The 25,608-nt window shown below is 63.0% G+C and carries 24 protein-coding genes; 11 read left to right on the top strand and 13 right to left on the bottom strand.

The genetic code is table 11. From position 1 onward, the window contains the following. Position 1 precedes the first annotated feature (1 nt). From AC07VI_RS01060 to AC07VI_RS01045, 4 genes are all read right to left on the bottom strand, one after another. Positions 2-1,132, bottom strand: coding sequence for a glycerophosphodiester phosphodiesterase (locus AC07VI_RS01060; protein WP_492995403.1), 1,131 nt, complete (start codon positions 1,130-1,132; stop codon positions 2-4). Beyond that, positions 1,132-3,546: a TonB-dependent receptor gene (locus tag AC07VI_RS01055; protein WP_492995401.1), complete on the bottom strand. Its 2,415-nt coding sequence runs from the start codon at positions 3,544-3,546 to the stop codon at positions 1,132-1,134. Before AC07VI_RS01055 ends, AC07VI_RS01060 begins: the two co-directional genes overlap by 1 nt. Before the next feature lie 153 nt (positions 3,547-3,699). Then, positions 3,700-4,680, bottom strand: a complete 981-nt coding sequence (gene hslO, locus AC07VI_RS01050; protein ID WP_492995399.1) for an Hsp33 family molecular chaperone HslO — start codon at positions 4,678-4,680, stop codon at positions 3,700-3,702. A gap of 4 nt (positions 4,681-4,684) precedes the next feature. Then, positions 4,685-5,209 (bottom strand): gamma carbonic anhydrase family protein, encoded by a 525-nt coding sequence (locus tag AC07VI_RS01045; protein WP_492995397.1) that lies wholly within the window; start codon positions 5,207-5,209, stop codon positions 4,685-4,687. Between the two features lie 216 nt (positions 5,210-5,425). Between AC07VI_RS01045 and AC07VI_RS01040 the strand changes: the two genes are divergently transcribed. The 8 genes from AC07VI_RS01040 (at position 5,426) to bamC (ending at position 12,611) form a co-directional block, all read left to right on the top strand. Next, on the top strand, positions 5,426-6,307 hold the full coding sequence (locus tag AC07VI_RS01040) for an alpha/beta fold hydrolase (protein WP_492995395.1): 882 nt from the start codon (positions 5,426-5,428) through the stop codon (positions 6,305-6,307). Between the two features lie 81 nt (positions 6,308-6,388). Beyond that, the gene (locus AC07VI_RS01035) at positions 6,389-7,222 is read left to right on the top strand and encodes a 3',5'-nucleoside bisphosphate phosphatase (RefSeq protein WP_086144050.1); all 834 of its coding nucleotides are present in this window, start codon (positions 6,389-6,391) and stop codon (positions 7,220-7,222) included. A 219-nt stretch (positions 7,223-7,441) separates the two neighbouring features. Further along, positions 7,442-8,326 carry a protease HtpX gene (gene htpX / locus AC07VI_RS01030; protein ID WP_492995393.1) on the top strand — a complete coding sequence of 295 codons (885 nt, stop codon included), beginning with the start codon at positions 7,442-7,444 and terminating at the stop codon, positions 8,324-8,326. A gap of 38 nt (positions 8,327-8,364) precedes the next feature. Continuing rightward, a complete protein-coding gene (locus AC07VI_RS01025) occupies positions 8,365-8,988 on the top strand; it encodes an L-threonylcarbamoyladenylate synthase (protein WP_086144052.1) in 624 nt (207 codons plus the stop codon). Between the two features lie 94 nt (positions 8,989-9,082). Next, positions 9,083-9,763 carry a site-2 protease family protein gene (locus AC07VI_RS01020; RefSeq protein ID WP_086144053.1) on the top strand — a complete coding sequence of 227 codons (681 nt, stop codon included), beginning with the start codon at positions 9,083-9,085 and terminating at the stop codon, positions 9,761-9,763. 36 nt (positions 9,764-9,799) lie between these two features. After that, positions 9,800-10,372, top strand: coding sequence for a class I SAM-dependent methyltransferase (locus AC07VI_RS01015; protein ID WP_086144054.1), 573 nt, complete (start codon positions 9,800-9,802; stop codon positions 10,370-10,372). An 85-nt stretch (positions 10,373-10,457) separates the two neighbouring features. Beyond that, positions 10,458-11,336: a 4-hydroxy-tetrahydrodipicolinate synthase gene (gene dapA, locus AC07VI_RS01010; protein WP_086144055.1), complete on the top strand. Its 879-nt coding sequence runs from the start codon at positions 10,458-10,460 to the stop codon at positions 11,334-11,336. An 81-nt stretch (positions 11,337-11,417) separates the two neighbouring features. After that, the gene (bamC, locus tag AC07VI_RS01005) at positions 11,418-12,611 is read left to right on the top strand and encodes an NlpB/DapX family lipoprotein (protein ID WP_086144056.1); all 1,194 of its coding nucleotides are present in this window, start codon (positions 11,418-11,420) and stop codon (positions 12,609-12,611) included. Positions 12,612-12,782: 171 nt separating this feature from the next. On the opposite strand, the gene AC07VI_RS01000 is transcribed toward bamC, so the two are convergent. Together AC07VI_RS01000 and AC07VI_RS00995 are read right to left on the bottom strand one after the other, a co-directional pair. Next, positions 12,783-13,034 carry a hypothetical protein gene (locus AC07VI_RS01000; RefSeq protein WP_492995389.1) on the bottom strand — a complete coding sequence of 84 codons (252 nt, stop codon included), beginning with the start codon at positions 13,032-13,034 and terminating at the stop codon, positions 12,783-12,785. A 353-nt stretch (positions 13,035-13,387) separates the two neighbouring features. Continuing rightward, positions 13,388-14,509 carry a JmjC domain-containing protein gene (locus AC07VI_RS00995; protein WP_492995387.1) on the bottom strand — a complete coding sequence of 374 codons (1,122 nt, stop codon included), beginning with the start codon at positions 14,507-14,509 and terminating at the stop codon, positions 13,388-13,390. Positions 14,510-14,602: 93 nt separating this feature from the next. On the opposite strand from AC07VI_RS00995, the gene AC07VI_RS00990 reads away from it, so the two are divergent. After that, complete coding sequence (locus tag AC07VI_RS00990; RefSeq protein ID WP_086136197.1) at positions 14,603-15,148, top strand: FKBP-type peptidyl-prolyl cis-trans isomerase; 546 nt, start codon at positions 14,603-14,605, stop codon at positions 15,146-15,148. A 214-nt stretch (positions 15,149-15,362) separates the two neighbouring features. Here AC07VI_RS00990 and AC07VI_RS00985 read toward each other — a convergent pair whose 3' ends face one another. Together AC07VI_RS00985 and mutS are read right to left on the bottom strand one after the other, a co-directional pair. Beyond that, on the bottom strand, positions 15,363-16,406 hold the full coding sequence (locus AC07VI_RS00985; RefSeq protein WP_086144058.1) for a hypothetical protein: 1,044 nt from the start codon (positions 16,404-16,406) through the stop codon (positions 15,363-15,365). Then, the gene (mutS, locus tag AC07VI_RS00980; RefSeq protein WP_492995384.1) at positions 16,403-19,096 is read right to left on the bottom strand and encodes a DNA mismatch repair protein MutS; all 2,694 of its coding nucleotides are present in this window, start codon (positions 19,094-19,096) and stop codon (positions 16,403-16,405) included. The genes AC07VI_RS00985 and mutS overlap by 4 nt, the downstream gene beginning before the upstream one ends. 36 nt (positions 19,097-19,132) lie before the next feature. Here mutS and AC07VI_RS00975 point away from each other — a divergent pair, with 36 nt between their 5' ends. Beyond that, a complete protein-coding gene (locus AC07VI_RS00975) occupies positions 19,133-19,450 on the top strand; it encodes a hypothetical protein (protein WP_492995382.1) in 318 nt (105 codons plus the stop codon). An 85-nt stretch (positions 19,451-19,535) separates the two neighbouring features. Here the strand turns inward: AC07VI_RS00975 and AC07VI_RS00970 are convergent, their stop codons facing one another. After that, the gene (locus AC07VI_RS00970) at positions 19,536-20,096 is read right to left on the bottom strand and encodes a hypothetical protein (protein ID WP_139842380.1); all 561 of its coding nucleotides are present in this window, start codon (positions 20,094-20,096) and stop codon (positions 19,536-19,538) included. Continuing rightward, the gene (locus tag AC07VI_RS00965; protein ID WP_492995380.1) at positions 20,093-22,303 is read right to left on the bottom strand and encodes a protein kinase domain-containing protein; all 2,211 of its coding nucleotides are present in this window, start codon (positions 22,301-22,303) and stop codon (positions 20,093-20,095) included. Before AC07VI_RS00965 ends, AC07VI_RS00970 begins: the two co-directional genes overlap by 4 nt. 311 nt (positions 22,304-22,614) lie before the next feature. On the opposite strand from AC07VI_RS00965, the gene AC07VI_RS00960 reads away from it, so the two are divergent. Further along, positions 22,615-22,878, top strand: a complete 264-nt coding sequence (locus AC07VI_RS00960; RefSeq protein ID WP_492995378.1) for a PAAR domain-containing protein — start codon at positions 22,615-22,617, stop codon at positions 22,876-22,878. Here the strand turns inward: AC07VI_RS00960 and AC07VI_RS00955 are convergent. The 3 genes from AC07VI_RS00955 to AC07VI_RS00945 all read right to left on the bottom strand — a co-directional run bounded on the left by AC07VI_RS00955 (position 22,875) and on the right by AC07VI_RS00945 (position 25,527). Then, on the bottom strand, positions 22,875-24,197 hold the full coding sequence (locus AC07VI_RS00955; protein WP_492995376.1) for an aspartate aminotransferase family protein: 1,323 nt from the start codon (positions 24,195-24,197) through the stop codon (positions 22,875-22,877). The genes AC07VI_RS00960 and AC07VI_RS00955 overlap by 4 nt on opposite strands. An 82-nt stretch (positions 24,198-24,279) precedes the next feature. Next, positions 24,280-25,167 (bottom strand): MurR/RpiR family transcriptional regulator, encoded by an 888-nt coding sequence (locus AC07VI_RS00950; protein WP_492995374.1) that lies wholly within the window; start codon positions 25,165-25,167, stop codon positions 24,280-24,282. Between the two features lie 48 nt (positions 25,168-25,215). Then, positions 25,216-25,527, bottom strand: coding sequence for a hypothetical protein (locus tag AC07VI_RS00945; protein WP_139842381.1), 312 nt, complete (start codon positions 25,525-25,527; stop codon positions 25,216-25,218). Between the last annotated feature and the right edge of the window lie 81 nt (positions 25,528-25,608).

Genomic DNA, 25,608 nt, shown 5'->3' with positions numbered 1-25,608 from the left:
TTTATCCGGCGGCGATGCGCCCCAAGCCGGGATCATCGCTGAAAAAGCCGTCCAGTCCCGTCTCGATGTAGCGCCGCATTTCGGCCACGGAACCGGCTTCGTTGCGCGCATTTTCTCCATTGCCATCGCGGAAGTCGGCCGCCAGGAAACGGTTTTCCGGGCGGAAGGTCCACGTGTGCAGCAGCAAGCCCGCCTGGTGCGCATCGTCGACGATGGACGAGGGCTTTGCCAGGCGCTGGTCGGCGCCCAGCGCGATGACGCCCCGCGTGGGCGGCGCCACCACGTCCGCGTAGGCGGCGATGTCGCGCAGGCCGGCCGGCGAGGTCATTTGTCCAAACGTCAACTTTCCTCCCGCCTTGACGACATCCATCGGACGCACGTCGCCGCCCACCACCAGCTGCATCAGGCGCACGTTGGCGCGCCGTCCCAGCTTCTCGCGCAGGTATTTCAGATTCGCCACTTCGAAGGACTGGATTTCGATCGGCGCGCGGCGCGTGTATTCGTGCGCCAGCATGGTCGACAGGAAACGGTCTTCCAGCGCCAGGCCCCCATCGCGGAAATACGTCGAGCTTTTCAGCTCCGGCACGAGGCCGATGACGCGGCCGCTGGCGGCAGATTGCGCTGCAACAAAATCGATGATTTCTTCCCACGTGGGGATCTGGAATTGTCCATCGTATAAGGTGTTGCCGGTACGCACTTTCGGCAGCCGTTCGACGGCGCGCAGGGTCTTCAGTTCGGCCAGCGTAAAGTCGTCGACGAACCAGCCTTCGTGCCATTCGCCGTCGACCAGCTTCTTGCCGCGCCGGCTGGCGAACTCGGACCGGCGCGCCACGTCGGTGGTGTCGATCAGATTGCTTTCATGCCGGGCCACGAGGATGCCGTCGCGCGTGGCCACCAGGTCCGGTTCCACGTAGTCGGCGCCGTCGAGGATGGCCTTGGCATACGAGGCCAAGGTGTGTTCCGGGCGCAGGGCGCTGGCGCCCCGGTGGGCGAACACCAGCGGCCGGGCCGGGGGCGTGGCCAGCAGGCCGGCGGCAAAGCCCGGCGCCGCCGCCAGGGCCAGGCCGCCCACGGCCGCCTGGACGAAGCTGCGGCGCGAAAAGTGCCGTTGCGGGAGGATGGGTGAGCGCATCAGAAATCCGCCGTCAGGGTCAGGAAGCCCTGGCGCGGGGCGATCGGGAAGGTGTTGTACGTCTTGTCGGCCGCGCCCACCACCACGTTCAGCGCGCCTTCGCGGTTGGCCAGGTTGCTCACATTCACGCGCCAGCGCGGGTTTCTCAGCCAGCCGGCCAGGGCCGGCAGCTTGCCCGACACGCCCAGGCCCATCAGGAAATAGCTGGGGACCGACAAATCGTTGGTGTATGTCGCGTAGCGCTTGCCCACATAGTCTCCCGTCAGCTGCACTTCGATATCGCCAAACGTAGCGGAAGCCACGAACTTGTTCAGCCATTCCGGCGAGCCCGGCACGTTCTTGCCCGCCGTCGGCACGAGTGCGGCGCCGTTGTAGTAATTGTCCGAATAGCGTGAACGGTTGTATGACAGGGCATTGTAGAACGAAAAATTGTTGCCGAAGTGAACAGTGCCCGCGATATCGATGCCGTCCGTGCGCACGCTGCCCACGTTGGCCAGCACGGGGTTGCCGCCGATGATGGAGGAAATCACGGGCGTCGGGCTGATCTGCAGCAAACGGTTGCTGAAATCGACGTGGTAGACGTTGACCTGGCCATCGATGGCCGTGATGGCGCCCAGGCTCATGGCGTGGCTGCCGCGCACGCCCGCTTCATAGGTGAGGGCCGTTTCCGGCTTGGCGTCGCGCTTGAACAGATCAAACGCCGCCTGGCTCGACAAGCTCCAGGGCGAGGCGCCGCCGCCGCCGTAGGTGACGAACTGGCGCATGTTTTTCTGGATATTGAAGTACAGCTGGTCTTGCGGCGTGACATCCCAGCGCGCGCCCACTTGCGGCAGAAACCATTTTTTCGTGTTGATGGTGCCGACCGGCAAGGCCGTCGAGCCGCCGGCGATGGCGCCCTTGGCCGGCTGCACGGGGAATTGGCCATCGGCAAACTGCAGGCTGGACTTGAAGCCGGCCTGCAGGGCGATATCGGGGCGGATGCGCCATTCATCCTGCAGGTGCAGCTGCACCACCTTGTTGTCGATCTCGCTGCCGTACTGCGTGATCAAAGGATTGCTGGGGCGGTCATACGGCGAAGTGGGCTGGTTGACGTCGAGCGCATACCAGCGGCGGTAGGCGGACGAGCGGTTCTGCTCCAGCCACAGGCCCGCTTCGAGCTGGTGATTGCCGAGCTCCTTGCGCACGGTGGAAAGGAAGCCGCCGCGCTTGATGTCGTATTCCGTCGTGCGCACGGCGTAGCCGGAATTGCCGAAGACTTCCTTCAGGTTCTGTTTCGGGTAGTACACGCTGAACAGGCCCGGCAAGCCGGCCACGCCGATGGGGCCGGCCACCACGCCGGCGCCGTCATCCTTGTGGTAATACACCTGGTTGGACCAGGTCATGCCATCGGACAAGTTGGCGTCGAACTTGGCATACGCCAGGTAATCGGTGCGCTGCGCATCGCTGTAGTAATTGCGGTAATTATTGCCGTCGGCGGCGGGCGTGGCGCCCGTGGGCGACAGGTAATTGAGGGCCGTCTTGAAGTCCGGGTACAGGAAGGGGCGCGTGTACGGCGCGCTCGTCTCGCCCGCCACGTGCACGGTGCTGTCTTCGTTCGGCTCGATCTTGTCCGAATAGTTGAAGAACAGGGTCAGCTTGCCCGCCTCGCTGCGGTTGACGTATTTGGCGTTGACCTGGTCGCCGCCCTGGCGCGCATCGAAGTCCCAGGCCCGCGCCTCATGGTGCAGGATGGAAACATAGGCGCTGCTGCCGTCGCCGAAGGCGCCCGTGTCGTAGCGGGCAAACGTGCGCGAGGTGCGGTGGCTGCCCACCGTCTGCTGCACGCTGGCGCCCCGCGTGGCCAGCGGGTCGCTGGAATACGTCTCGATGGTGCCGCCCAGGTTGCTCGTCGAGGCCGTGGCCAGGTCGCCCGCGCCCGAGGACAGCACGACGCTGCGCACGTTCTCGCTGATGACGGCGCGCTGCGGCGACAGGCCGTTGTAGTTGCCGTACTGCTGGTCGCCCAGCGGCACGCCATCCATGGTGTAGCCGAGTTGCTGGCCGGAAAAGCCGTGCACGAACAGCGACAGGTTCTGCTCGTTGTTGCCCCATGGATCGGCCGTCTGGAAGCTGACGCCGGGCAGGGTTTGCAGGGCTTTCAGCGGGTTCGTGCCGGACAGGATTTTCTGGATTTCATTCTTGCTCAGGGCGACCGAAGAACGCGTCTTGCGCGAGGAAATCTCCACGGTGGCCATGGGCGCATTGTCCTCGGCCGCCGGGGCAGCAGAGGCTGCCATGTCGGTAGTGGCGGACGCCACGGCGGCGGCCACGGCCGTTTGCGCCAGGGCCGGCAAGGACAGGCCTGCGGCGCAGGCGCCCAGCAAAACATGAAAGGAATGGCGGCGCAGGGCCAGCGTCAAGTGGGGTGTCATCATCAGCCTGTGGAAAATATTGGAAGCAATACAAGCTGCGCAGCGTAACGGCGGCGCGTGACGGGCTGATGACGAACTGATGACGGGACGATGACAGCGGAAACAATTGCGCCGCCTCAAGGGCGGCGCGGTAGATTCATTGCGAAAGTGTAATGATCAATTGATGCTGGCCGCTGGCGGAATCAACACCTCAGCCGGCGCATCCGTGATGAACAATTGCGCACAGTCAACCTTGTCGAAATCGTAGTGCTGGCCGCAGAAATCGCAGTTCACGCCCACATGGCCGATCTCTTCCAGGGTGCTGTTGACCTCTTCCTCGCCCAGCATCTTGAGCATATTGCCCACTTTTTCGCGCGTGCAGGTACAGTGGAAGCTCGGGTGCAGCGGGTCGAAGACGCGGATCGTCTCTTCCCAGAACAGGCGCTGCATCAGGGTGTCGATATCGGTTGACAGGATTTCCGCCTCTTTCAGGGTCGAGGCCAGCATCACGGCGCGGTTCCAGGTGTCGAGTGCGTCTTCTTCCGACACGGGCGTCGCTTCGGCCTTGCCGCCGTGGTGGGGCAGCTTTTGCAGCAGCAGGCCGCGCGAGACGGTGTCGTCCGTGGCCAGCCACAGGCGCGTGTCCAGCTGTTCCGAGCGCAGCATGTAATTTTCGATGACGGTGGCCATGTCGTCGCCGTCCAGCGGCACGATGCCCTGGTACGGCTGCTGGCCCGGCACCTTGTCGGCCGGGTCCAGGGTGATGATGAAGCGGCCCTTGCCCGTGGCGTTGAGCAATTGCGGCACGGTGGCGCCGTCGGCAATGGCGGCGTCCGGGTCCAGCTTGGCCGTGGCGCGCAGGCGCAGGTTCGAATCGCATTCGACCACCATCAGGCGCACGGGACCGTCACCGTGGATCTGCATGATGATGGAGCCGTTGAATTTCAGGTTGGCCGACAGCAGGGCGGCGGCCGCCACCATTTCGCCCAGGACTTTTTTCACGGCCGTCGGGTAGGCGTGGCGCGACACCACTTCCTGCCAGGTGGTCGAGACGTCGATGAACTGGCCGCGCACGGCGGCGTTGTCGAAAATAAATTTTTGCAGGGTATCCTGGCCGGTGGCGGCGGCGCTGACGGCGCCCGTCGTTTCAATCGTCATTCTCTTATCCAATCTTCTTGAGTTGCGTATTAAATAGCTGGCCGCGCTGCACATAGTTCACGGCGTTGCCTTGTAGCCTGGTGATATCGTCTGCCGTCAGGGCCCGCACGGCTTTCGCCGGTGAGCCGAGGATCAGCATATTGTCGGGAAATTCCTTGCCTTCCGTGACCAGGGCGCCCGCGCCGACCAGACAGCCCTTGCCGATCTTCGCGCCGTTCAGGACCACGGCCTGGATGCCGATCAGGGCGCCGTCGCCGATCGTGCATCCATGCAACATTGCCTGGTGGCCGATGGTGACGTTCTCGCCGATGTCCAGCGGGTAGCCGGGGTCCGTGTGCAGCACGGCGCCTTCCTGCACATTGCTGTTGGCGCCCACGCTGATGCGTTCATTGTCGCCGCGGATGGTGGCGCCGAACCATACGGAGCTGTTCGCGCCCAGGGTGACCTTGCCGGTCACGTTGGCCGTGTCGGCCACAAAAGCGGAAGCATCAATCTGCGGCGCATAGTCGCCCAATTGGTAGAGTGTCATCGTTAGCCCGTGGCGGTGGTGGAAGCGCCGGGCAGGGCCGGACGCGGAAGTTACTGCGCTGCGTACGCTATTTTACGCTGTTGCAGGACAAGTCCTGCCGCCGACCGCCAATCCGGTATAATTATCGAACGGTCGTACTTTTATATGCGCATTATCTACAGACACAGCATGTGGCGCCATTCGCGCCACTTTCAAGGCAGGCATCCGATGAAACCCATGAAACTTTCCCGTTCCGAATTCATCAACATCCGCGGCGCCCGCACGCATGTGCGCCACTGGGGCCGCGAAGGCGCGCCCATGCTGTTCATGGTGCACGGCTGGATGGACGTGGCCGCCTCGTTCCAGTTCGTCGTCGACGAGTTGCAGGGCGACTGGCACGTGATCGCGCCCGACTGGCGCGGCTTTGGCCTGAGCGACTACACGCAGTCCGACACCTACTGGTTCCCCGACTACCTGGCCGACCTGGACGCCATGCTGCTGTACTATTCGCCCGACGCTCCCGTCAAGCTGCTCGGCCACAGCATGGGCGCCAACGTGGCCGGCCTGTACGCGGGCGTGCGGCCGGAACGCATCAGCCGCTTCATCAACCTGGAAGGCTTCGGCATGATGGCAACGCGGCCGGAGCAGGCGCCGGGCCGCTACGCCAAGTGGCTAGCCGAATTGCGCGAGCCGCCCGCCATGCGCAGCTATCCCAGTCGGCAGGCCGTGGCCGAGCGCCTGCAAAAGACCAATCCGCGCCTGCCGGACGACCGCGCGGCCTTCCTGGCCGAGCACTGGTCGGCGCAGAATGAGGCGGGCGAGTGGGACATCCTCGGCGACCCGCAGCACAAGCGGGTCAACCCCATCCTGTATCGGGTGGAAGAGGTGATGGCTTGCTGGCGCCGCATCACGGCGCCCGTGCTGTGGGTGGAGGCCGCCGATACGAATATGTGGCAATGGATGGGGCCGAAAGCGGAGGCGCGTATCGAAATCGACAGGCGTTTGCGTTGTATCAAGGATGTGCGCTGCGAGATGATGGCGGATGCGGGCCATATGCTGCACCATGACCAGCCGGCGGAACTGGCGCGCCTGGTGGAAATCTTCCTCGCCCGAGCATGACGGGAATGCTATGCGCTTTTGACAAGCAGCGTACAATAAAAACTTCTTTCATGTAGAGCCCGTGCAGGGTATTGTTTTCGTATGCTTAAAGTCGACCTGCATTGTCATTCGAATATCTCCGACGGCGTGCTGTCACCGGCCGCCGTGGCTGCGCACGCCCGCAAGGCGGGCGTCGACGTGTGGGCGCTGACGGACCACGATGAAGTATCGGGCGTCGCCGCCGCGCGCGCGGCCGCGCTGGACCTGGGCATGCGCTTCGTGGCCGGCGTGGAAATTTCCATTACCTGGGCCGGCGAAACCGTGCACATCGTCGGCTTGCAAGTCGATGAAAACAATCCCGGCCTGGTGCAGGGCTTGCACCAGACTCGTTCGGGACGCGACGCGCGCGGCCGCGAGATTGCCCGCCAGCTGGACCTGGCCGGCATCCCCGACGCCTATGAAGGGGCCTTGAAATTCGTCGGCAACCCGGACCTGATGTCGCGCACGCATTTCGCCCGCTACATCGTGGAAACGGGCAAGTGCGCGAACATCCCCGACGTGTTCAAGAAATACTTGTCCGAAGGCAAGCCTGGCTATGTCGAGCACCGCTGGGCCACCCTGGCCGAAGCGGTCGGCTGGATACGCGGCGCGGGCGGCGTGGCCGTCATTGCCCATCCGGGCCGCTACCGCTTCAGCGACATGGCGCAAGGCGTGCTGTTCGATGAGTTCAAGCAATTGGGCGGCGTGGCCATCGAAGTCGTCACAGGCAGCCACAGTCCGGACCAGTATCCGGAATATGCGCAACTGGCCAACGCCTACGGCTTCCTCGCTTCGCGCGGCACGGATTTCCACGCGCCGGGCGAGTCGCGCGTGGATTTTGCCATGCTGCCGCCGCTGCCGTCGAATGTCACGCCCATCTGGCACGACTGGTTCTAGCTGACAGCCAGGCAAATCTGCTGCGCGGCGCGCTTTGCGGCCGTCGATGCTCACCGTACCCAGTACGGTTGCGCTTCTCGGCCACAAATCACTGCCGCTCGCGACGATTTTCCTGGCTGCCGATGCGCTGGCGTATTGCCATAGCTGCTTGAAAATGCGCCTTTCCGTACTTATCTTTTCGTTATTCTTGTCATACATAGTCATCTGGAGCCATCGCCCATGAAACGCATCGTCCTCTTTATCGTTACCAACCTGGCCGTGATGCTGGTGCTGTCCATCGTCCTCAGCTTGTTGGGCGTGGGCAATCCGGCGCGGGGCAGCACCCTGAACCTGGGCAGCCTGATGGTGTTTTCGCTGGTGGTAGGCTTCACCGGGTCCATCTTTTCCCTGTTGATCAGCAAGCCCATGGCCAAGTGGAGCACGGGCGCGCGCGTGATCGACAATCCGACCTCGTCGACGGAATTGTGGCTGGTCAATACCGTGAGCGCGCTGTCCGAGCGGGCCGGCATCGCCATGCCGGAAGTGGCCGTCTATGAAGGCGACGCGAATGCGTTTGCCACGGGTGCTTTCAAGAATTCGGCGCTGGTGGCCGTCTCGACCGGCTTGCTGCAAAGCATGAACCGCGATGAAGTTGAAGCCGTGCTGGGCCATGAAATCGCCCACGTCGCCAATGGCGACATGGTCACCTTGACCCTGATCCAGGGCGTGGTGAACACTTTCGTCGTCTTCATGGCCCGCGTGGTGGGCTTCTTTGTCGATAATGTGTTGCTGAAAAATAACAACCGCGAAGGCGGCGGGCGCGGCATCGGTTACTTCGTGACCGTGATGGTGTGCGAAGTGATCTTCGGCTTGCTCGCTTCCATCATCGTCGCCTGGTTCTCGCGCCAGCGCGAATTCCGCGCCGACGCCGGCTCGGCCAAGCTGCTGGGCAGCCCCACGCCGATGATGCATGCGCTGGCCCGCCTGGGCGGCGTGCCGCCGGGCGAGTTGCCGCAATCGATGCAGGCGCTGGGCATCAGCGGCGGCGATGGCGGCTGGGGCGCGCTGTTCGCCACGCATCCGCCGATCGAGCAGCGCATTGCCGCGCTGCGCGGCGTACAATAATGCTAACTTAACAAGCTGGTTCGCCAGAACGCTGACACATGAGTCAATTTTTCCAGATTCACCCCGACAATCCACAATTGCGCCTGATCAAGCAGGCGGCGCAGATCATCCAGTCCGGCGGCGTCGTGGCCTTGCCCACGGATTCCTGCTACGCGCTGGTATGCCAGCTCGATGACAAGGGCGCCGTCGAGCGCCTGCGCCGCATCCGCGGCGTCGATGAAAAGCACCATCTGACCTTGCTGTGCCGCGACTTGAGCGAGCTGGGCGTGTACGCGCGCGTCGACAACCGCCAGTTCCGCCTGCTCAAGGCGGCCACGCCGGGCGCCTACACCTTCATCCTGGAGGCGACGCGGGAAGTGCCGCGCCGCCTCAGCCATCCTTCGCGCAAGACCATCGGCCTGCGCGTGCCGCAGCACCGCATCGTGCAATGCCTGCTGGAAGAGCTGGGCCAGCCCCTGCTGGGCGCCACGTTGACCCTGCCCGGCGATGAAGACAGCCTGACGGACGCCGACACCATCCGCGCACGGCTGGAAAAGCTGGTCGACCTGATCATCGACGGCGGCGTCTGCGCACACGGCCCCAGCACCGTGATCGACCTGACGGGGCCGGAGGCGGAAGTGGTGCGCGTGGGACGCGGCGACCCGGCCGTGCTGGGTTTGTAGCGAGGCATCGCGCACCCGTTCCGGCGCCGCTCTTCACCTATTCTTAATGACAACATAAGCAAGGACGGTGGACGCCTCTGTTAAAATCGGCGTCATGAATGATATCAATGTGACGGTACAGACGGTCGCGGTGTATCTGGTGCCGGTGCTGTTTGCCATCTCCCTGCATGAAGCGGCGCACGGCTACACGGCCAGGTATTTTGGCGATCCGACGGCCTCGAACGAGGGCCGGCTGAGCCTCAATCCCATCCGGCACATCGATCTTTTCGGCACGATCCTGCTGCCCTTGACCCTGTATTGGGCGATCGGCGTGCCGTTCGGCTATGCCAAGCCGGTGCCTGTCGATTTCAGCCGCCTGCGCAATCCGAAGCGGCAGATGGCCTGGGTGGCGCTGGCAGGGCCGATGGCCAACCTGGCCATGGCGTTTGGCTGGATGATTGCGCATGTCCTGCTGGGCACGGTATCGCCCGGTTTTGCCATGCGCGGCTACCTTGACGAGGTGAGCCTGGCTGGCGTGGCGGTCAACGTGGTCATGTTCTGTTTTAACCTGATACCCGTGCCGCCCCTCGATGGCGGGCGCATCGTCGCCGGCATGCTGCCCGACAGCCTGTCGAGGAAGTACGCCAGCATTGACCGCTATACGCCGTTTGTCTTCGCTCTGCTGATTTTTCTGAGCTATAAAGGCTACCTGGGCCTGGCGTTGAGCGGCGTGCTCCAGAAGGCGGTGGAGCTCCTGTACGCGATGACCTTGCCGCTGCGTATGCTGCTGGGCTGATGTGTGCCAAAGAGCAATTAACTGATGGAAGTACCGATGCAAGCAACTGAACAAGTAGTAGACACTGAAACGATTTCTGGCTGGGTGCGCCGCTGGGCGCCCCTGATTCCCGGTGGCGAAGTGCTGGACCTGGCGTGCGGCGCCGGCCGTCATGCGCGCCACCTGGTGAGCCTGGGCCACCCCGTGATCGCGCTCGACCATGATCCGGAAATGCTGGAAAAGGCGGCCGGCACGGGCATCACCACCTCGCTGGTGGACCTGGAAGGCCCCGACGCCGCCTGGCCGTTCGCTCCCTGCCGCTTTGCCGGCATCGTCGTCACCAATTATTTGCACCGGCCGCTGCTCGAGGCGATGATCGCCAGCCTGGCGCCCGATGGCGTGCTCGTGTATGAAACCTTTGCCGAGGGCAATGAGCAGTTCGGCAAGCCGTCGAATCCCGCATTCCTGCTGAAGGAAGGCGAGATGCTGGCCTGGGCGGTAGAGCACGGCTTGCGTGTGGTAGCGTACGAGGACGGGCGCGTGGAACAGCCAAAAGCTGCTCTGGTGCAACGAATTTGTGCCGTCCGGCCAGATTTTCCACGGTTGGCAGCCCTGCTGCCGACCTTTTGAGCGGCAGTTTATACTTCAGAATGCACCACAGGCGCGGGCTATCCGCTACAATCGTTGTTTTATTTATCGGCGCTATAAACTTACTATGATCAAGGGCAGCATTGTAGCAATCGTCACCCCGATGCACGCGGACGGCAGTCTGGACTTTCCAGGTCTGCGCAAGCTGATCGACTGGCATATCGCCGAGGGTACGGACGGCATCGTCATCGTGGGCACCACGGGCGAATCGGCAACTGTGAGCGTGGAAGAGCACTGCGAACTGATACAGCTGACCGTCGAGCACGCCAAGGGACGCATTCCTATCATCGCCGGCGCCGGTGGCAACTCCACGGCCGAGGCCATCAAGCTGACGCGCTATGCGAAAGAAGCGGGCGCGGACGCTGTCCTGCAAGTGGTGCCGTACTACAACCGTCCTACCCAGGAAGGCATGTACCAGCACTTCAAGGCCATCGCCGAAGCCGTCGACATCCCCGTCATCCTGTACAACGTCCCTGGCCGCACCGTTGCCGACATGAGCAACGAGACCATCGTGCGCCTGTCGGCCATCCCGAATATTGTCGGCGTGAAAGATGCAACGGGCAATATCGGCCGCGGCGTCGACCTGCTGCGCCTGGTGCCAGCCGGCTTCGCCGTGTACTCGGGCGACGATCCGACGGCCATGGCGCTGATGTTCTGCGGCGGCCACGGCAATATCTCCGTGACGGCCAACGTCGCGCCGCGCGCCATGCACGAGCTGTGCGTGGCCGCGATGGCGGGCGAACGCGCCACGGCCATTGCCATCAATAACAAAGTTTTCCCATTGCACCAGAAATTGTTTGTCGAGCCCAACCCGGTGCCCGTCAAATGGGCGCTGGCCGAAATGGGCATGATGCCTGCCGGCATACGCTTGCCGCTGGTGCCGCTGGCTGAAAATTGCCACGACACCGTGCGTGACGCCTTGCGCGACGCGGGCGTCCTGTCTTAAGCCCGGACTTTAAGCCCGGACTCGTACAGTCCGGACCTTCCCTGATTTCAGCTGCTACTTAGCTTCTTATCCAGTTACGACATGACTAATTGCAAGAAAACCAAACCGGCGCCTGCCACCATCGCCGTCCGCGGCATCGTCATCGGCGCCGTCGCAGCCAGCCTCGCGGGCTGCGGCATGATCAGTTCGGTGGTTGGTGGCGACAAGGTCGACTACAAGTCGGTCAAGAAAGCCAGCACCCTGGACGTGCCGCCTGACCTGACGCAATTGCAGCAGGACAACCGCTACTCGCTGCCAGACTCGAAAAACGGCGTGGCCACGGCTTCCGGCTACAACGCGCAGCGCAACGCCACGGCAGGTACGCCTGTCGTCGTGGGCGCCGACGGCGTGGTGGGTGTCGTGCCGGTCACGGCGGGCGGCGTCAAGGTTGAGCGCGCGGGCAACCAGCGCTGGCTGGTGGTCAAGCAGTCGCCTGAAGTGCTGTGGCCGCAACTCAAGCAGTTCTGGGAAGATTCCGGCTTCAGCATCGCCATCGACCAGCCGACGGCCGGCATCATGGAAACCGAGTGGAACGAGAACCGAGCCAAGCTGCCGCAGGATTTTATCCGCAATACCATCGGCAAGGCTTTCGATTCGCTGTATTCGACCGGCGAGAAAGACAAGTTCCGCACCCGCATGGAGCGCCTGGCCGACGGCTCGACCGAGATCTACATCAGCCACCGCGGCGTGGAAGAGGTCGTTACGGGCCGCGACAAGGAAACCACCACCTGGACGGCGCGTCCCAACGATCCGGGCCTGGAGGCGCAATTCCTGGCCAAGCTGATGACGCGCCTGGGCGCGGCCAGCGACGAAGCGCAAGCGAAGACGGCCGTCGACGCCGCCATCGTGCAGCCGCAGCACGCCAAGCTGGTGGGCGACGCCGCCACGCCGGCGCGCGCCATCGAAGTCGATGAAGCGTTCGACCGCGCCTGGCGCCGTGTCGGCCTGGCGCTGGACAGGGTTGGTTTCACCGTGGAAGACCGCGACCGCACGCAGGGCACGTATTTCGTGCGTTACGTCGATCCGGACGCGGTCAAGAAAGATGGTTTCTTCTCGAAACTGTTCAGCTGGGGTTCGTCCTCCGACAAGGACAAGGAGGCGCAGCGTTACCGCGTGCTCGTCAAGGCCGGCAATGGTTCGACCAGCCTGGTCAGCATCCTCAGCAACGAAGGCCAGCCGGCCACCTCGCCAGTGGCCGAGAAGATCCTGGGTCTGCTGAACGACCAGTTGAAATAAGCGCTACATTCGCGGCAGGCATCAGAACCTGCCGCACCTTAAAAAGGCTGGCCCGGGAAACCGGGCCAGCCTTTTTTATTGCCTGCGTCCGGCATATATATCCTGCGGATAAAATGCCGGACGCAAAAAAGCCGGCCCGAAGGCCGGCTTTCTTTAGTGCAGGGTGCTAAATTACTTAGCAGCCGATGCAGCAGCCGAAGCAGCCGAAGCAGCGTCGGTAGCGGCCGAAGCGGCAGCCGAAGCAGCAGCAGCAGCGTCGGTAGCGGCCGAAGCAGCAGCGTCAGCAGCAGCTGGAGCAGCTTCAACTGCTGGTGCTGGTGCTGGGGTTTCAACTACTGGTGCTGGTGCAGGAGCTTCTTCTTTTTTGCTGCAAGCAGCCAGAGCAACAACCATCAGGGAGGCGATCAGCAGGGATTTTTTCATTTGTTTTCCTTAATTATTTCAAAAAATAAATCAACATTGTTGCGATGAATAATTACCGGTAATTATCGCTCGTTAGGTCGTCTTCGAAGGCTTTTCGTACCAGGTGGTGCCTGCCAGACAACGGAAACTTCCTAACCGAATATTATAGCGATTTTTGGTGCGTCGCAATAGGAGCAAGAGGCAAATTCGCAACTATTTTGTGATATCGCAATATTTGCCGGGGCAAATTGCAAGCAAGTGTAAATGTTTTGCGAAAGCGCGACAAAACGATATAAAAATAATATGCTTTGTTGCGCTAGCGCAGAACTCGCACTATTTGCCCTTGTAATACCACTTTGCTACGCTACCGTCATTCAAGCCAGTTCGATCCAGCCATCCTGATACCAGGTATATAACGCATCCATGACGTCATCGGAAGCCTGGGCCACGGCGGCGCCATCGAGGGCTCGTTCGTTGGCCAGGGTTTCCAGAGCCGCCTTGTCGGCCTTGCCAATGGCAAATGACTCGCCATTGATAAAGACATTCTTGCCACGATACAGCATCAGGGTCTTGCGTGACAACACAACACCCTTCTTTTGCGCGGCATCCGCGAAGCGGCCCACCGTCAATGGCTTCGACAGCGGCGTGAAAAACACATTGTGCTTCGGTTCCGACAGGTGTTCGCCCAGGAAGATGGTGACATCTTCTTCCGTGAAGCGCACCTTGTTCAGTTCTTCTGCGATGGTGCTGAGCATTTCACGGGGAATTTCCGCCGGTTTGCCCGAGGCTTTCAGGTCCGGATCGCTGTAAATGCCCGGCAAGTCGATCGAGTCGGCCATGAATTGCAAAAAGGCTTCACCCAGTTCCTGGAACGTGGGCGAGCGGAAACCGATCGAATACGTCTGGCAGTCGCCGATGGCCACGCCGTCGTGCGCGTAGTGGGGCGGCAGGTACAGCATGTCGCCCGGTTCCAGCGTGAATTCTTCGTCGGGCGTGAAATTGCTGAGGATTTTCAGCGGCAGGCCGTCGATCAGGCTCAGGTCCTTCTGCGCGCCGATGCGCCAGTGGCGCTTGCCCTGGCCTTGCAGCAGGAACACGTCGTAGGAATCGAAATGCGGGCCCACGCCGCCGCCGTCGGTGGCGAAGCTGACCATCAGGTCGTCTAGGCGCGCGTCCGGCAGGAAACGGAACTGGCGCAGCAGGGCGTCGGCCTTGGCGCTGTGCAGGTTGGCGCCCTGCACCAGCAAGGTCCATTCCTTCTGTTTCAGCGAAGGCAGGCTGGTCAATGGACCCTGCTGCATGTTCCAGTGGCCATCCGCGTGGCTGACCAGGCGCGATTCGACGTGGTCCAGCGTGGCCAGCTCGGCCAGAGCCTTGAAATCGAACAACGCCTTGAAGCCGGGCACGGCCTGGCGGATCAGCAGGGGCTTTTTATGCCAGTAGTCGCGCAAAAATTGCGCCGGCGTGATATCGCTGAGGAGAGTTAATTTATTCATGCGCCCATTATAACAACCGGAAATGCAGGAATGCGCCTGTCGTTGGCGGCGTAAAGGTATAATTTGCCAGCTTATACAATGAAAGGAAGCATAATGAAGATTGCCAAGAATACGGTCGTGACTGTCAACTACAAACTGTCAGACGCGCAAGACAATCTGATCGAAGATGGCCGCCAGCCTATGGTCTACCTGCATGGTGATTATGAAAACACCCTGCCGAAGATCGAAGAAGAGCTCGACGGCAAGGAAGTTGGCTACTCCAACACGATCCAGATCGAACCGGATGATGCTTTCGGTGAATACGACCCAGCCCTGGTCAAGGTAGAGCCGCGCAATCGCCTGCCTGAGCCGCTGGAAGTGGGCATGCAGTTCGAAGGCATGCCGGAAAGCGATTCGCCGGACGAAGAAGCGATGATCTTCACCGTCACCGATATCGCCGACGACAAGGTCGTGCTGGACGGCAACCATCCACTGGCCGGCATCGCGCTGCGCTTCTCGCTGACCGTCGCTGACGTGCGCGCAGCCACCGACGAAGAAATCGCCCATGGCCACGTGCATGGCGCGCATGGCCACGACCATGGCGATGATGAAGATGAAGGCGAAGAGGGCGATCACTTCCGCACCCACCCAATCCACTAACACCTGACCAAACCTGCTGCGCGCGGCGGGGCGCGGCCGGCGATGCTCACCGGCTCGGCGCCCCCGTACTTACGTACGGTTGCGCTTCTCGGCCACGCCGCGCCGCTGCTCGCGACGGTTTTGTCAGGCGTCGTGACGTTTGTTGGTCGTGACGTCTGTTGTTGGATAGATGAAGGCTGGCTGCGTGCCGGCCTTTATTTATTGCGGCGCACTTTTATCGGCGCAGTGTCGACGCCCTGGCGCGGGCCTGCGCCGATGGCCTGACGGCCCGTTGACGCACCTCAAAGTATGGCGTCTTGCCGGGCCGCACGGCGATGGCGGACCAGTCGTTGTCGATGCTGACGTGGCCCAGGTTGCCTTTCCAGCGGATTGCCGGCGCACCCGTCCTGGCCGTGGCCTTCTTGTTTTTTCCCTCTTTGCCGTCCGCGTCGCCATCGCGCTGTGTATCGACCAGTAACACCTTGCCGCTGAACTTCTTCGCCAGGGTGCGGATCTGCTTGCGCGGCCCCGCAAAGCCATCCTGTTTCGAACTGAAACTGGGCAGCAGCGAATTGTCGTCTTCATCGAGCACGCCCACGTCGCCGTCGGAAAACAGCACGATGCCGTCGAGCTGCTTGCGCTGCGCCATGGCGAACAACCGCTGCAGCCAGGAACGGTTGGCCACCAGGCGGTCTTCGAACTCGCTGTTGCGGCCCGCTTCCGGCAGGAAATGGTTGTTATTTGCGGGCAAGTTGACGGTGGCAAACAGCACGCCGCCGTATTCCCAGTGCGCGTTTTCCGCATAGCTGCGGAACTTTGCCGTCGATGACAGCCGCGACAGGGTCAGCTTGCGCTGGCCCAGGCTCTGGTCGTCCGCGAAATACACGTCGCGCAGGCGGTTCAGGCGTTCGATGGCGTTGATGCGGCCGCGCGAATTGCGGCAGTTGGCCCAGTCGCTGGCCGACAGCGAAACGATCAGCGGCGGCCCGCTGGCGTCGAGCAAGTCCTTGCGCTGGCTGTACAGCTTGTCGCTGCACGATTCGCTGGCCGCCTTGATGCCGGTCGCCACCACGAAGGAGGCATTGAAGGCGCTGGTGTCGGCGATGGCTTTTTTCAGCGGGCCATCGTCGGGCCCCGCCTTGAAGGAGTGGCCCAGCACGGCAAACTCGAAGCCGGCCTGGTCGCCCGGGGCTGCCAGCGCCGGCTGTCCCTGCAGGCAAGCGGCCAGCAGGCCGGCCGCCAGCAGGGGCAGGCGAACGAAGCGGCGCCCGATGGTCATGCGGCGGCCAGCCGTTTCAACTGGTACAGCTGCTCCAGCGCGTCGCGCGGCGTGAGCGCATCGGGATCGAGGTCTGCGATGGCGTCGAGCAAGGCTTGCTGCGCTTCATTGAGCGCGGCCAGCGGCGCCGCCGCTGCCTCGTCTTCCTCTTGCGCATACGGATCGGCTGCCGGTGCGGCGAACAGGTCGCGCTGCGGCGTGGCGTCCAGCGCCTGCGCTTCCAGGCGCGCCAGGTGCTTGCGCGCGGCCTTGATCACCGGTTGCGGCACGCCGGCCAGCTGCGCCACCTGCAAGCCGTAGCTTTGCGAGGCGGGACCGGCTTGCACGGCGTGCAGGAAGACGATGCTGTCCTTGTGTTCGACGGCGGACAAATGCACGTTGGCGGCGCTCGGATGACTGTCCGGCAGTTGCGTCAGCTCAAAGTAGTGTGTGGCAAACAGGGTGAAACTACGGCTGGTGTCGATCAGATGGCGCGCGATGGCCCAGGCCAGGGCGAGGCCGTCGAAGGTCGAGGTGCCGCGGCCCACTTCATCCATCAGCACCAGCGAGTGCTCGGTGGCGCCGTTCAAAATCGCGGCCGATTCCGTCATTTCGACCATGAAGGTCGAGCGTCCGCCCGCCAGGTCGTCGGTGGCGCCGATGCGCGTGAAGATGCGGTCGATGGGGCCGATGGTGGCGGACGCGGCCGGCACGTAGCTGCCCACGTAGGCCAGCAGGGTGATCAATGCCACCTGGCGCATGAACGTCGATTTACCGCCCATGTTCGGGCCGGTAATCAGCAGCAGGCGGCGTTCGTTGACGAGGCGGCAATCGTTGGCGATGAAGCGTTCGATCTGCTTTTCCACCACGGGGTGGCGGCCTTCGACGATATTGATGCACGGCTCGTCGACCAGTTGCGGCGCGGCCCAGTTGTGCTGCTGCGCATGTTCCGTCAGCGCATTCAGGGTGTCGAGCTGGGCCAGGCCCTGCGAAATGGTCTGCAAGGTGCCGATGTGCGGCGCCAGCTCGGCGAGCAGCAGGTCGTACAGCATCTTTTCGCGCACGAGGGCCTTGTCTTGCGCCGACAGGGCCTTGTCTTCGAACACCTTGAGTTCCGGCGTGATGTAGCGTTCGGCGTTCTTCAGGGTCTGGCGGCGGCGATAGTCGTCCGGCACCTTGTCCGTCTGGCCGTGCGTGACTTCAATATAGAAGCCGTGCACCTTGTTGTATTCGACGCGCAGGTTGGCGATGCCCGTGCGTGCGCGTTCGCGCGTTTCCAGGTCGAGCAGGAACTGGCCCGCGTTTTCCGACAGCGCGCGCAGTTCATCGAGTTCCGCATCGAAGCCCGTGGCAAACACGCCGCCGTCGCGCACCATGGCGGCCGGTTCCTGCGCCACGGCGCGCACCAGCAAGTCCAGGCAGGCCGTCGGCGTGGCCAGGGCCGCGTGGATGGCGGCCAGCAAACCGCTTTCGCCGCCCTGGCCAGGGCCATAACAACGGACCACGTCGCCGCGCAGGGCCGGCAGTTGTAATAAACCATCGCGCAAGGCGGCCAAGTCGCGCGGACGGGCCGACAGCAGGGCGATGCGGGTGGTGATGCGTTCGATATCGGGCACTTGCGCCAGGGTGGCGGCGAGCGGACCGGCCGCTTCGCTTTGCGCCAGCGCGGCAATGGCTTCATGGCGCGCGCGGGCCACGTTCTGGTCGCGCCGCGCATGGTGCAGCCAGTGGCGCAGCATGCGCGAACCCATGGCCGTGCGGCAATGATCCAGCAGGGAAAATAGCGTCGGCGATTCCTGGCCGCGGATGGTTTCCGTCAATTCCAGGTTGCGGCGCGTGGCCGCATCCAGGCCGATGAATTCGCTTTCCGTTTCCGTCGTCAAGGAGCGCACGTGCTGCAGACCGCGGCCCTGCGTCGATTGCGCATAGCGCAGCAGCGCGCCGGCCGCGCCGAACGCGGCGCCGAGGCCGTCGGCGCCAAAGCCCGTCAGGGTCGCCACGCCCAATTGATCGAGCAGGGCCTTGTGGCCGCCCACCACGTCGAAATGCCAGTCCGGCACGCGGTTGATGTGCGTGCCCGCGTAGTCGTCGAACAGGTTGCCGTTGTCGCCGCTCAAGATTTCCGCCGGCACGATGCGCTCCAGCTCTTGCTGCAATCGCGCCGCCACGGTGGCGCTGTCGCCGGAAAACTCCATCAGCTTCAAGGCGCCGCTGGCCAGCGACAGCCAGGCGAGACCCGTCGTCACCGTCTTGCGCTGCGAGATGCTGCACATGGCCAGCAGCGGGCGCTCGGCCTTTTCGGGCAGCAAGTCCGCATCCGTCAGGGTGCCGGGCGTGACCACGCGCATGACCTTGCGCTCGACGGGACCCTTGCTGGTGGCCGGATCGCCGATCTGTTCGCAAATGGCCACCGACTCGCCCAGCTTGACCAGCTTGGCCAGGTAGCCGTCGAGCGAATGAAACGGCACGCCGCACATCTTGATGGGGTTGCCGCTGGCCACGCCGCGCGCCGTCAGGGTAATGCCCAGCAGGCGCGAGGCTTTTTCCGCATCCTCGAAAAACAGCTCGTAGAAATCGCCCATGCGGTAGAAGACCAGCATCGTCGGGTGGTTTTCCTTGATGCCCAGATATTGTTGCATCATGGGCGTGAGCTTTTCAGCCGAATTTTTCTTTGCCGCGGCGGCGTTGATTTCTTTTGGGGCGGTGGTCATGTGTTCTTTGTCGTTGGTCCGGCGGCAGGGAAACGCATGCCTGCCGGGCTGTGGGTGGTGCTGTGTGCGTGCCAGGCCGCGCCAGTGGGCGCAGCTCGGGTTAAGGCCGTCATTTTACCGCTTTCGGCGGGCGGGGCGGCGTATTGCGTGCGGATGGGGGGGCTGCCGCGCCGACAGGCGGCGCGGCGTGAATATATCTGTTTGAAGCGAAGGGCAGGAATCGCAATGTCAAACGATAACAAGGGCAGTCATTCCGTCATGGTCACAGGCATGGGCATTGATCTCCACGATATCAGTCTCTTCGGGGAAAAAGTACAGATCTTCCACTTGGATCTGACTAATTTCTGCCTTTGACGCTGCGGCACATGATTGATAGAGAGTACAACGTCCTGTCGCAGCGTGGATCTGCATTGATCCCCCTGTTTATAGATGAGCGGAATTAATTTGGTCCAGTATCGCCGCCGATGGAGCCTTCCGGGTCGAAAGAAAAGACGCGTAGTTCTGGTTGCCGACTATCGCCCCGCAAGATGCGGACGGTCAGCACGAATGATATTTCCCAGCGTCCCTTCGTGTGGCCCACATCAAGCGTGTGCTTCCATTCCTGGCGTATGCGGCGCAGGTCGGGCAGGAGTGGATCTGGCGGTAGCAGCTCGGAAACAAAATCGAGTTGCAGGGGATAGGTGGCGCCTACGGCTTGCAGGAAGGGGGATGGGGGGGAATAGACGGTCGGAATACCGGTGCCTATCTGTGTCAGCTGCGGTACGCTGATGATGCAGCAATCGAGGATCTGAAATGAGGTGAAGCCGCTTTTTTCCGAGCCGCAGCAATTGACTTCCAAGTAGACATGCTGGCCCGCTTGAAAGTGAACACTGCCCATATAAGGGCCGTGGCGCGGGTCGGCTGTGCCATCGCAGGAAGTGAAGGTATAGTCGAGCTGGTTGCTGGTTTGGTCGGCGTCAAAATGTACCGACAATTTCATCCACGGCTTTTCATACATCATTTTTTGCTGTCACTTTCTAATTTGATAAGAAATTGTTGATAACGAGTATCCCTTCGCAATGGAAGGAAATCGGGTTCCGATTCGATCAGGTGCAAGGGATAGCCGAGTTTTGCCGCTTTTTCTAAAGAAACAATCGCTTCAGTACGCATGCCGATCAGTTCGAAGGTGAGTGCCGCCCGAAATGCGATGGCGCTGGTTTCGGCCTGCGCCAGTGTTTTTTTTAGTAACTCCAACGCCTGTTGCTTGTGCATGACACGGGCCTGGTAAAGCGCCATGCGCGACAGGGCGGTCGTATCGCCTGGCGTGCGTTCAAGCACGGGCGCTAGCAGGGCGATGGCGCGCTGGTAGGATTGGATGGATGCGGCCGCCAGCGATGGTACCCAACGTTGCGCATCGGCCAAGTTGGCCCATTGCAGATAGGCGCGCGGATTGCCTTTGCTGGCGGAGACACTATCCTCAAAGGCGCGCACTGCACCCAGGTAGTCGGTCTTGGTAAATAGCAACGTCCCAAGATTGTTGTACAGTTCCCAGTGGGGGCGGATTTGCAAGCCTTGCTGTAACACTTGCGCGGCTTCCTCGTTGCGGTTCATGCTTTGCAATACCAAGCTCAAGCCTGCGTAGGAACCGGATGACAGCGGATCCATCTTGATACTGTTGCGCATTGCCTGTTCTGATGCGGCAAGCTCTCCTTGCTCAAAATACATGCGTCCCTGCAATGCGTGAAAAAGGTGTTCTTGCGGATAGGCTGCCATGGCGACGGCCAGAGTAGCCTTGGCCAAGTCGTAATTTTTGGCATAAATCAGCATGCGTGTCTTGCCGTACAAGCCCAGCAAGTTGTTCGGTTCCAGGTTCAGTGCAGCGGTGGCTTCCTGCATGGCTTCTGCACGCTTTCCCTGAAATTCCCGTACCCACGCCTGTGCCACGTGCGACAGGGCAAGCTGGTTGTCGGCTTCCAGCGCCTGCCTGGCGCTCACGTCGGCCCGCTGCAGCCAGGTGTCGTCGCGGCCATTGCCGATATAGCGCAAGCTCGAAGCCAGCGATAAGCCAGCCGCGGCGGCGGCGTTGGCTGGATTATGCGCCAGCACTTTGCTGAATTCTTCAATGGCAAGGGTCTGGCTGGTATCGCGATCGAAGGTACGCAGCGCCTCCATGCCGGAACGCATGGAGGCTATCTCGGAATAGGCGGCTGTGGCGTTGTCGCTGCGCCGGGTGGCGATCAGTTCTGGTGCTTTCCAGGCGGCCAGTGCCAGCATCACGGCCGCCGCACAGGCGAGCATGGTGCGTTGGCTTGGCAAGTGAAAACGGATCGAAATGGCTTTCTGTGGACTTGGCGCCGGTTTGCTCGGCATAGCGTGAGCCGGCTGCTCATTACTTGGTGCCCCTAGCGCCTCGCGCACGTCGCGCATGGTGCGCGGCCGCTCGGCCGGGTCGTGCGCCGTCATCGCGCGCACGAGGGCGTTGATGGCGGGCGGCACGGAGTCGGGCAGGTCGGGCCACGGCTGCGTCGCCTGCATGTGGGCGGCGGCCAGGGCCAGGCCGTTCAGGTGGGCGAAGTGGCGCTGGCCGGCCAGCATTTCGTACAGCATGGCGCCCAAGGCATACACGTCGCCGCGCGTGTCGGGCAGGCGGCCCATCAGGCGCTCGGGCGCCATGTAGGCGATGGTGCCCTGCAAGTCGCACAGGGTAGTCGTTTGCGTCGCTTGCGGGTCGATGTGGCGGGCCAGGCCGAAGTCGAGGATGCGCACCTTGCCATCCGCTTCCAGCATCAGGTTCGACGGTTTCAGGTCGCCGTGCACGAGGTCCATCGCGTGCGCTTCGTCCATCGCGTCGGCGATCTGGTAGGCGATGTCGAGCGCCGCCTGCAAATCCGCCTTGCCGCTGTGCATGAACTGGCCCAGGGTCTGGCCTTCGACCAGTTCCATGACGATGGACTGGCCCGTGCCCTGGCCCTCGATGGCGAAGATGCGCACGAAGGCCGCATGCTTGAGCGAGGCGGCCAGGCGCGCTTCATTGATGAGTTTTTCGGGATGCAGCACGTCGGCTTGCGGTTTCAGGCGCTTCAGCGCCACGCTACGGCACAGCTTGGCATCCCACGCTTCGAATACATGGCCGAAACCGCCTTCGCCCAGCAAGCGGCGCACTTCGTAGTGCCCGCTGATCGTGTCGTCTTGCGGCGGGGTCTGACGCAGGGAGTCGAGCAGTTCCATATACCTTGGCTTCAGAGTGCATCAGCGTGGGCGTCCAGCATCGAGAGGGTCAATGCGATGTTTGAATGCCCAAGATGATTGATTTTGAGTAACATCCTGATTTAAAACGATTGTTTAGAATAAGTCAATTAATATTGGCAAGGAGTGAACAAAAGTTGCTGCCGGATGGCGATTGCTATTTTTGCGCCCGGCATGCCGTCAATGTGCGCGAACGCAATGACGAATGTTTCGTAGCACCCGATAATGCCAACGGGAGAGGCACCGCATGGACCGGTGCCGCGTTGTGTGCCGGACAAGGACAGGGAGGCATTATGCGTGGCGTAATCCGCTTGAACGACCCCACCAGCCACGGCGGCAAGGTGGCGGGCGCGGCGCCGAACAGCACGGTGCTGGGCGTGGCCGTGGCGCGCAAGGGCGATCCTTGCGTGTGTCCGATCAAGGGCCATGTGCGCTGCGTGATCGCCGAGGGCGATCCGCAGGTGCTGATCGATGGCGTGCCCGTGGCCTTCGATGGGCACAAGACCAGCTGCGGCGCCAGCCTGATGTCCACCGTGGGCAACAGCGGGCGCGGTTAGCGCAGGCAGGCGTCGATGGCCGTGCCCAGCTTGTCGACGATTTCCTCGACGTGGCTGGCGTCGATGATGTAGGGCGGCGCCAGCAGGATGTGGTCGCCGTGCAGGCCGTCGATGGTGCCGCCCATGGGGTAGCACATCAGTCCATTCTGCATGGCTTGCGCCTTGATGCGCGCGTGCAGGCGGCGGGCCGGGTCGAACGGCTGCTTGGTGGCGCGCTCCTGCACCAGTTCCAGGCCCAGGAACAGGCCGCGGCCGCGGATGTCGCCCACGTGCGGGTGCTCGCCGAAGCGCTGGCGCAGCCGCTCCTGCAGCAAGCCGCCCATGGCGCGCACGTTGGCCAGCAAATCGCGCTCCTCGATCTGCCGCTGCACGGCCAGGGCGGCGGCGCAGGCCGTGGCGTGGCCGATGTACGTGTGGCCGTGCTGGAAGAAGCCCGTGCCGGCGCGGATGGTCTCGCGGATGTCCCTGGACACCATCACCGCGCCGATGGGCTGGTAGCCGGCGCCCAGCCCCTTGGCGATGCAGATCAGGTCGGCCGTGACGCCTTCCTGCTCGCAGGCGAACAGGCTGCCCGTGCGCCCCATGCCGCACATGACTTCGTCGAGGATCAGCAGGATGCCGTGGCGCTGGCAGATGGCGCGCATGCGCGCAAAATAGCCGGCGACGGCGGGCAGGGCGCCGGCCGTCGCGCCGACGACGGGCTCGACGATGAAGGCCATGACGTTCTCCGCGCCCAGTTCGGCGATATTGTCTTCCAGTTCCTGGCCCAGGCGCGCCACGTAGTCGGCATCCGTTTCGTGCGCCTGCTGGTCGCGCCAGGCGTAGCAGGGCGACACATGGGTCACGCCGATGAGAAGCGGCTCGAACTGCTGGCGGCGCCAGGCGTTGCCGCCCGTGGCCAGCGCGCCCAGGGTGTTGCCGTGATAGCTCTGGCGGCGGGCGATGACGTGGCGGCGCTGGGGCTGGCCCCGCTCGACGAAATACTGGCGCGCCAGCTTGAGCGCGCTCTCCACCGCTTCCGAGCCGCCGGAGACGAAATACACGCTGTCGATGCCGTCTGGCGCCCGCTCGACGAGGAAATCGGCCAGCTGCTCCATCGGCTCGCTGGTGAAAAACGAGCTGTGCGCGTATGCCATCGTGGCAATCTGCCGCTGCACGGCGGCGATCACGGCCGCATCCGAATGGCCGAGGCAGGAGACGGCGGCGCCGCCGCAGGCGTCCAGGTAGCGCTTGCCATCGGCATCGATCAGGTAGGGACCGTCGCCGCCCGTGGCGACAGGGTAGGTGGCGGTCAGGCTGCGGTGGAAGACATGGCTCATGGCATCGCTTTCTTGTCGGCAAGTGGGAATGGCCGATTATAGGATGCGTTGCGCCGCATTGCAACGTTTGATGTATCTGTTTTTAATTTGCATCATTTGATGTTTTTGCGTAGGCGCCCAGCGCCCGCAGCTGGCTTTCCGCCGCGCCGATGGCCGTGACGGCATCCGGTCCCGCGCGCGCCACCAGCAATTCCACCAGGCTCTCCACGGCCGCGACGCCGGCCACGATGGAAGGGAAGAACGAGGGGCTGTCGATGGCGATGACGATGCTGGCGTCGGCCTGCAGGGCCAGCGGCGACATGGCGCTGTCGCTGATGGCGACGACCTGGCAGCCGGCCTGGCGCGCCGCCTGCGCCACCAGCAGCGCTTCGCTCGAATACGGGGCGAAGCTGACGACGACGACGGCTTCGCCTGCCTGCAGGGCGCGCAAGTCCATTTCCAGGGTGCCGCCCTGGCCGCTCAGCAGCTGGACGCTGGGGCGCAGCAGCCGGTACAGGTAGTGCAGGGTGTAGGCAATGGGGTGGGCGGCGCGAAAGCCCGCCACGTGGACGCGGGGCGCCGCCTGCAGCAGGCTGGCGGCCGCGTCCAGGGCGGCGTGGTTGGTGCTTTCCGTGGCGGCCAGGTTGCGCTGCTGCGCCGTGAACACTTCGCTGACCAGGTCATTATCCTTGCCGGCCAGCGCACCCGCCTTTGCCGCATAGCCGGCCGGGCCCGCGCGCAGGCGTTCGACAAAGATGGCTTTCAGTTCCGGCCAGCCGGCAAAGCCCAGCTGCTGCGCCAGGCGCACGAGGGCGGCCGATTGCACCTGGGCCCGCGCGGCGATGCTGCGCATCGAGGAAACGGCCACGTCGTCCGGATGGTCGGCCAGGTAGCGGGCGCCGGCCTGGAATTGCGGACTCAGCCCCGCATAGCGGGCCTTGATCAGGTCCATCAGTGCCGCATAATTGTCGTTGGTGCTTGCTGCCTGCATCGCCTGCCTTGCATCGTGAGTGTCGTTGCGGCGATGGTACAGGATTCGTCAGCGCGCCGGTAGCGGCGCGCCTTGCACCCGGGCGGCCGTGCGTGGACGCAGGCGGGCAAACAGGTGCGGCCCGGCCGGCTTGCGGCGCGGTCCCGTCGTCAGCACGCGCAGGGCGACGGGCAGCGGCACGTCGTGGCAGTGCAGAAACAGGGCGGCGGCGCCCGTGCCGGCCATTTCCTGCAAGGCCAGCGCATGTTCGACCAGCGCCGCCGTGCGCATGTCGAGCCGTACCGGGATGTCGGGTTGAAATAACTGTATATCGACGTGCCGTGCATCGCGCATGCTGTCCCCGCCGGGTTCGCTAGTCAAGCTGCCAGCATAAAAGCGCCCCGGTAGCACCACTTTGCGCCACATCAATTCCTATGTCGGATAGATTCCACAAGGCAAAAA

The sequence above is a fragment of the Janthinobacterium sp. GW821-FHT03A03 genome (genome assembly GCF_059421435.1).
Note: the sequence above shows the minus strand (reverse complement) of the source record. Positions and strands in the feature narration are given on the sequence as shown.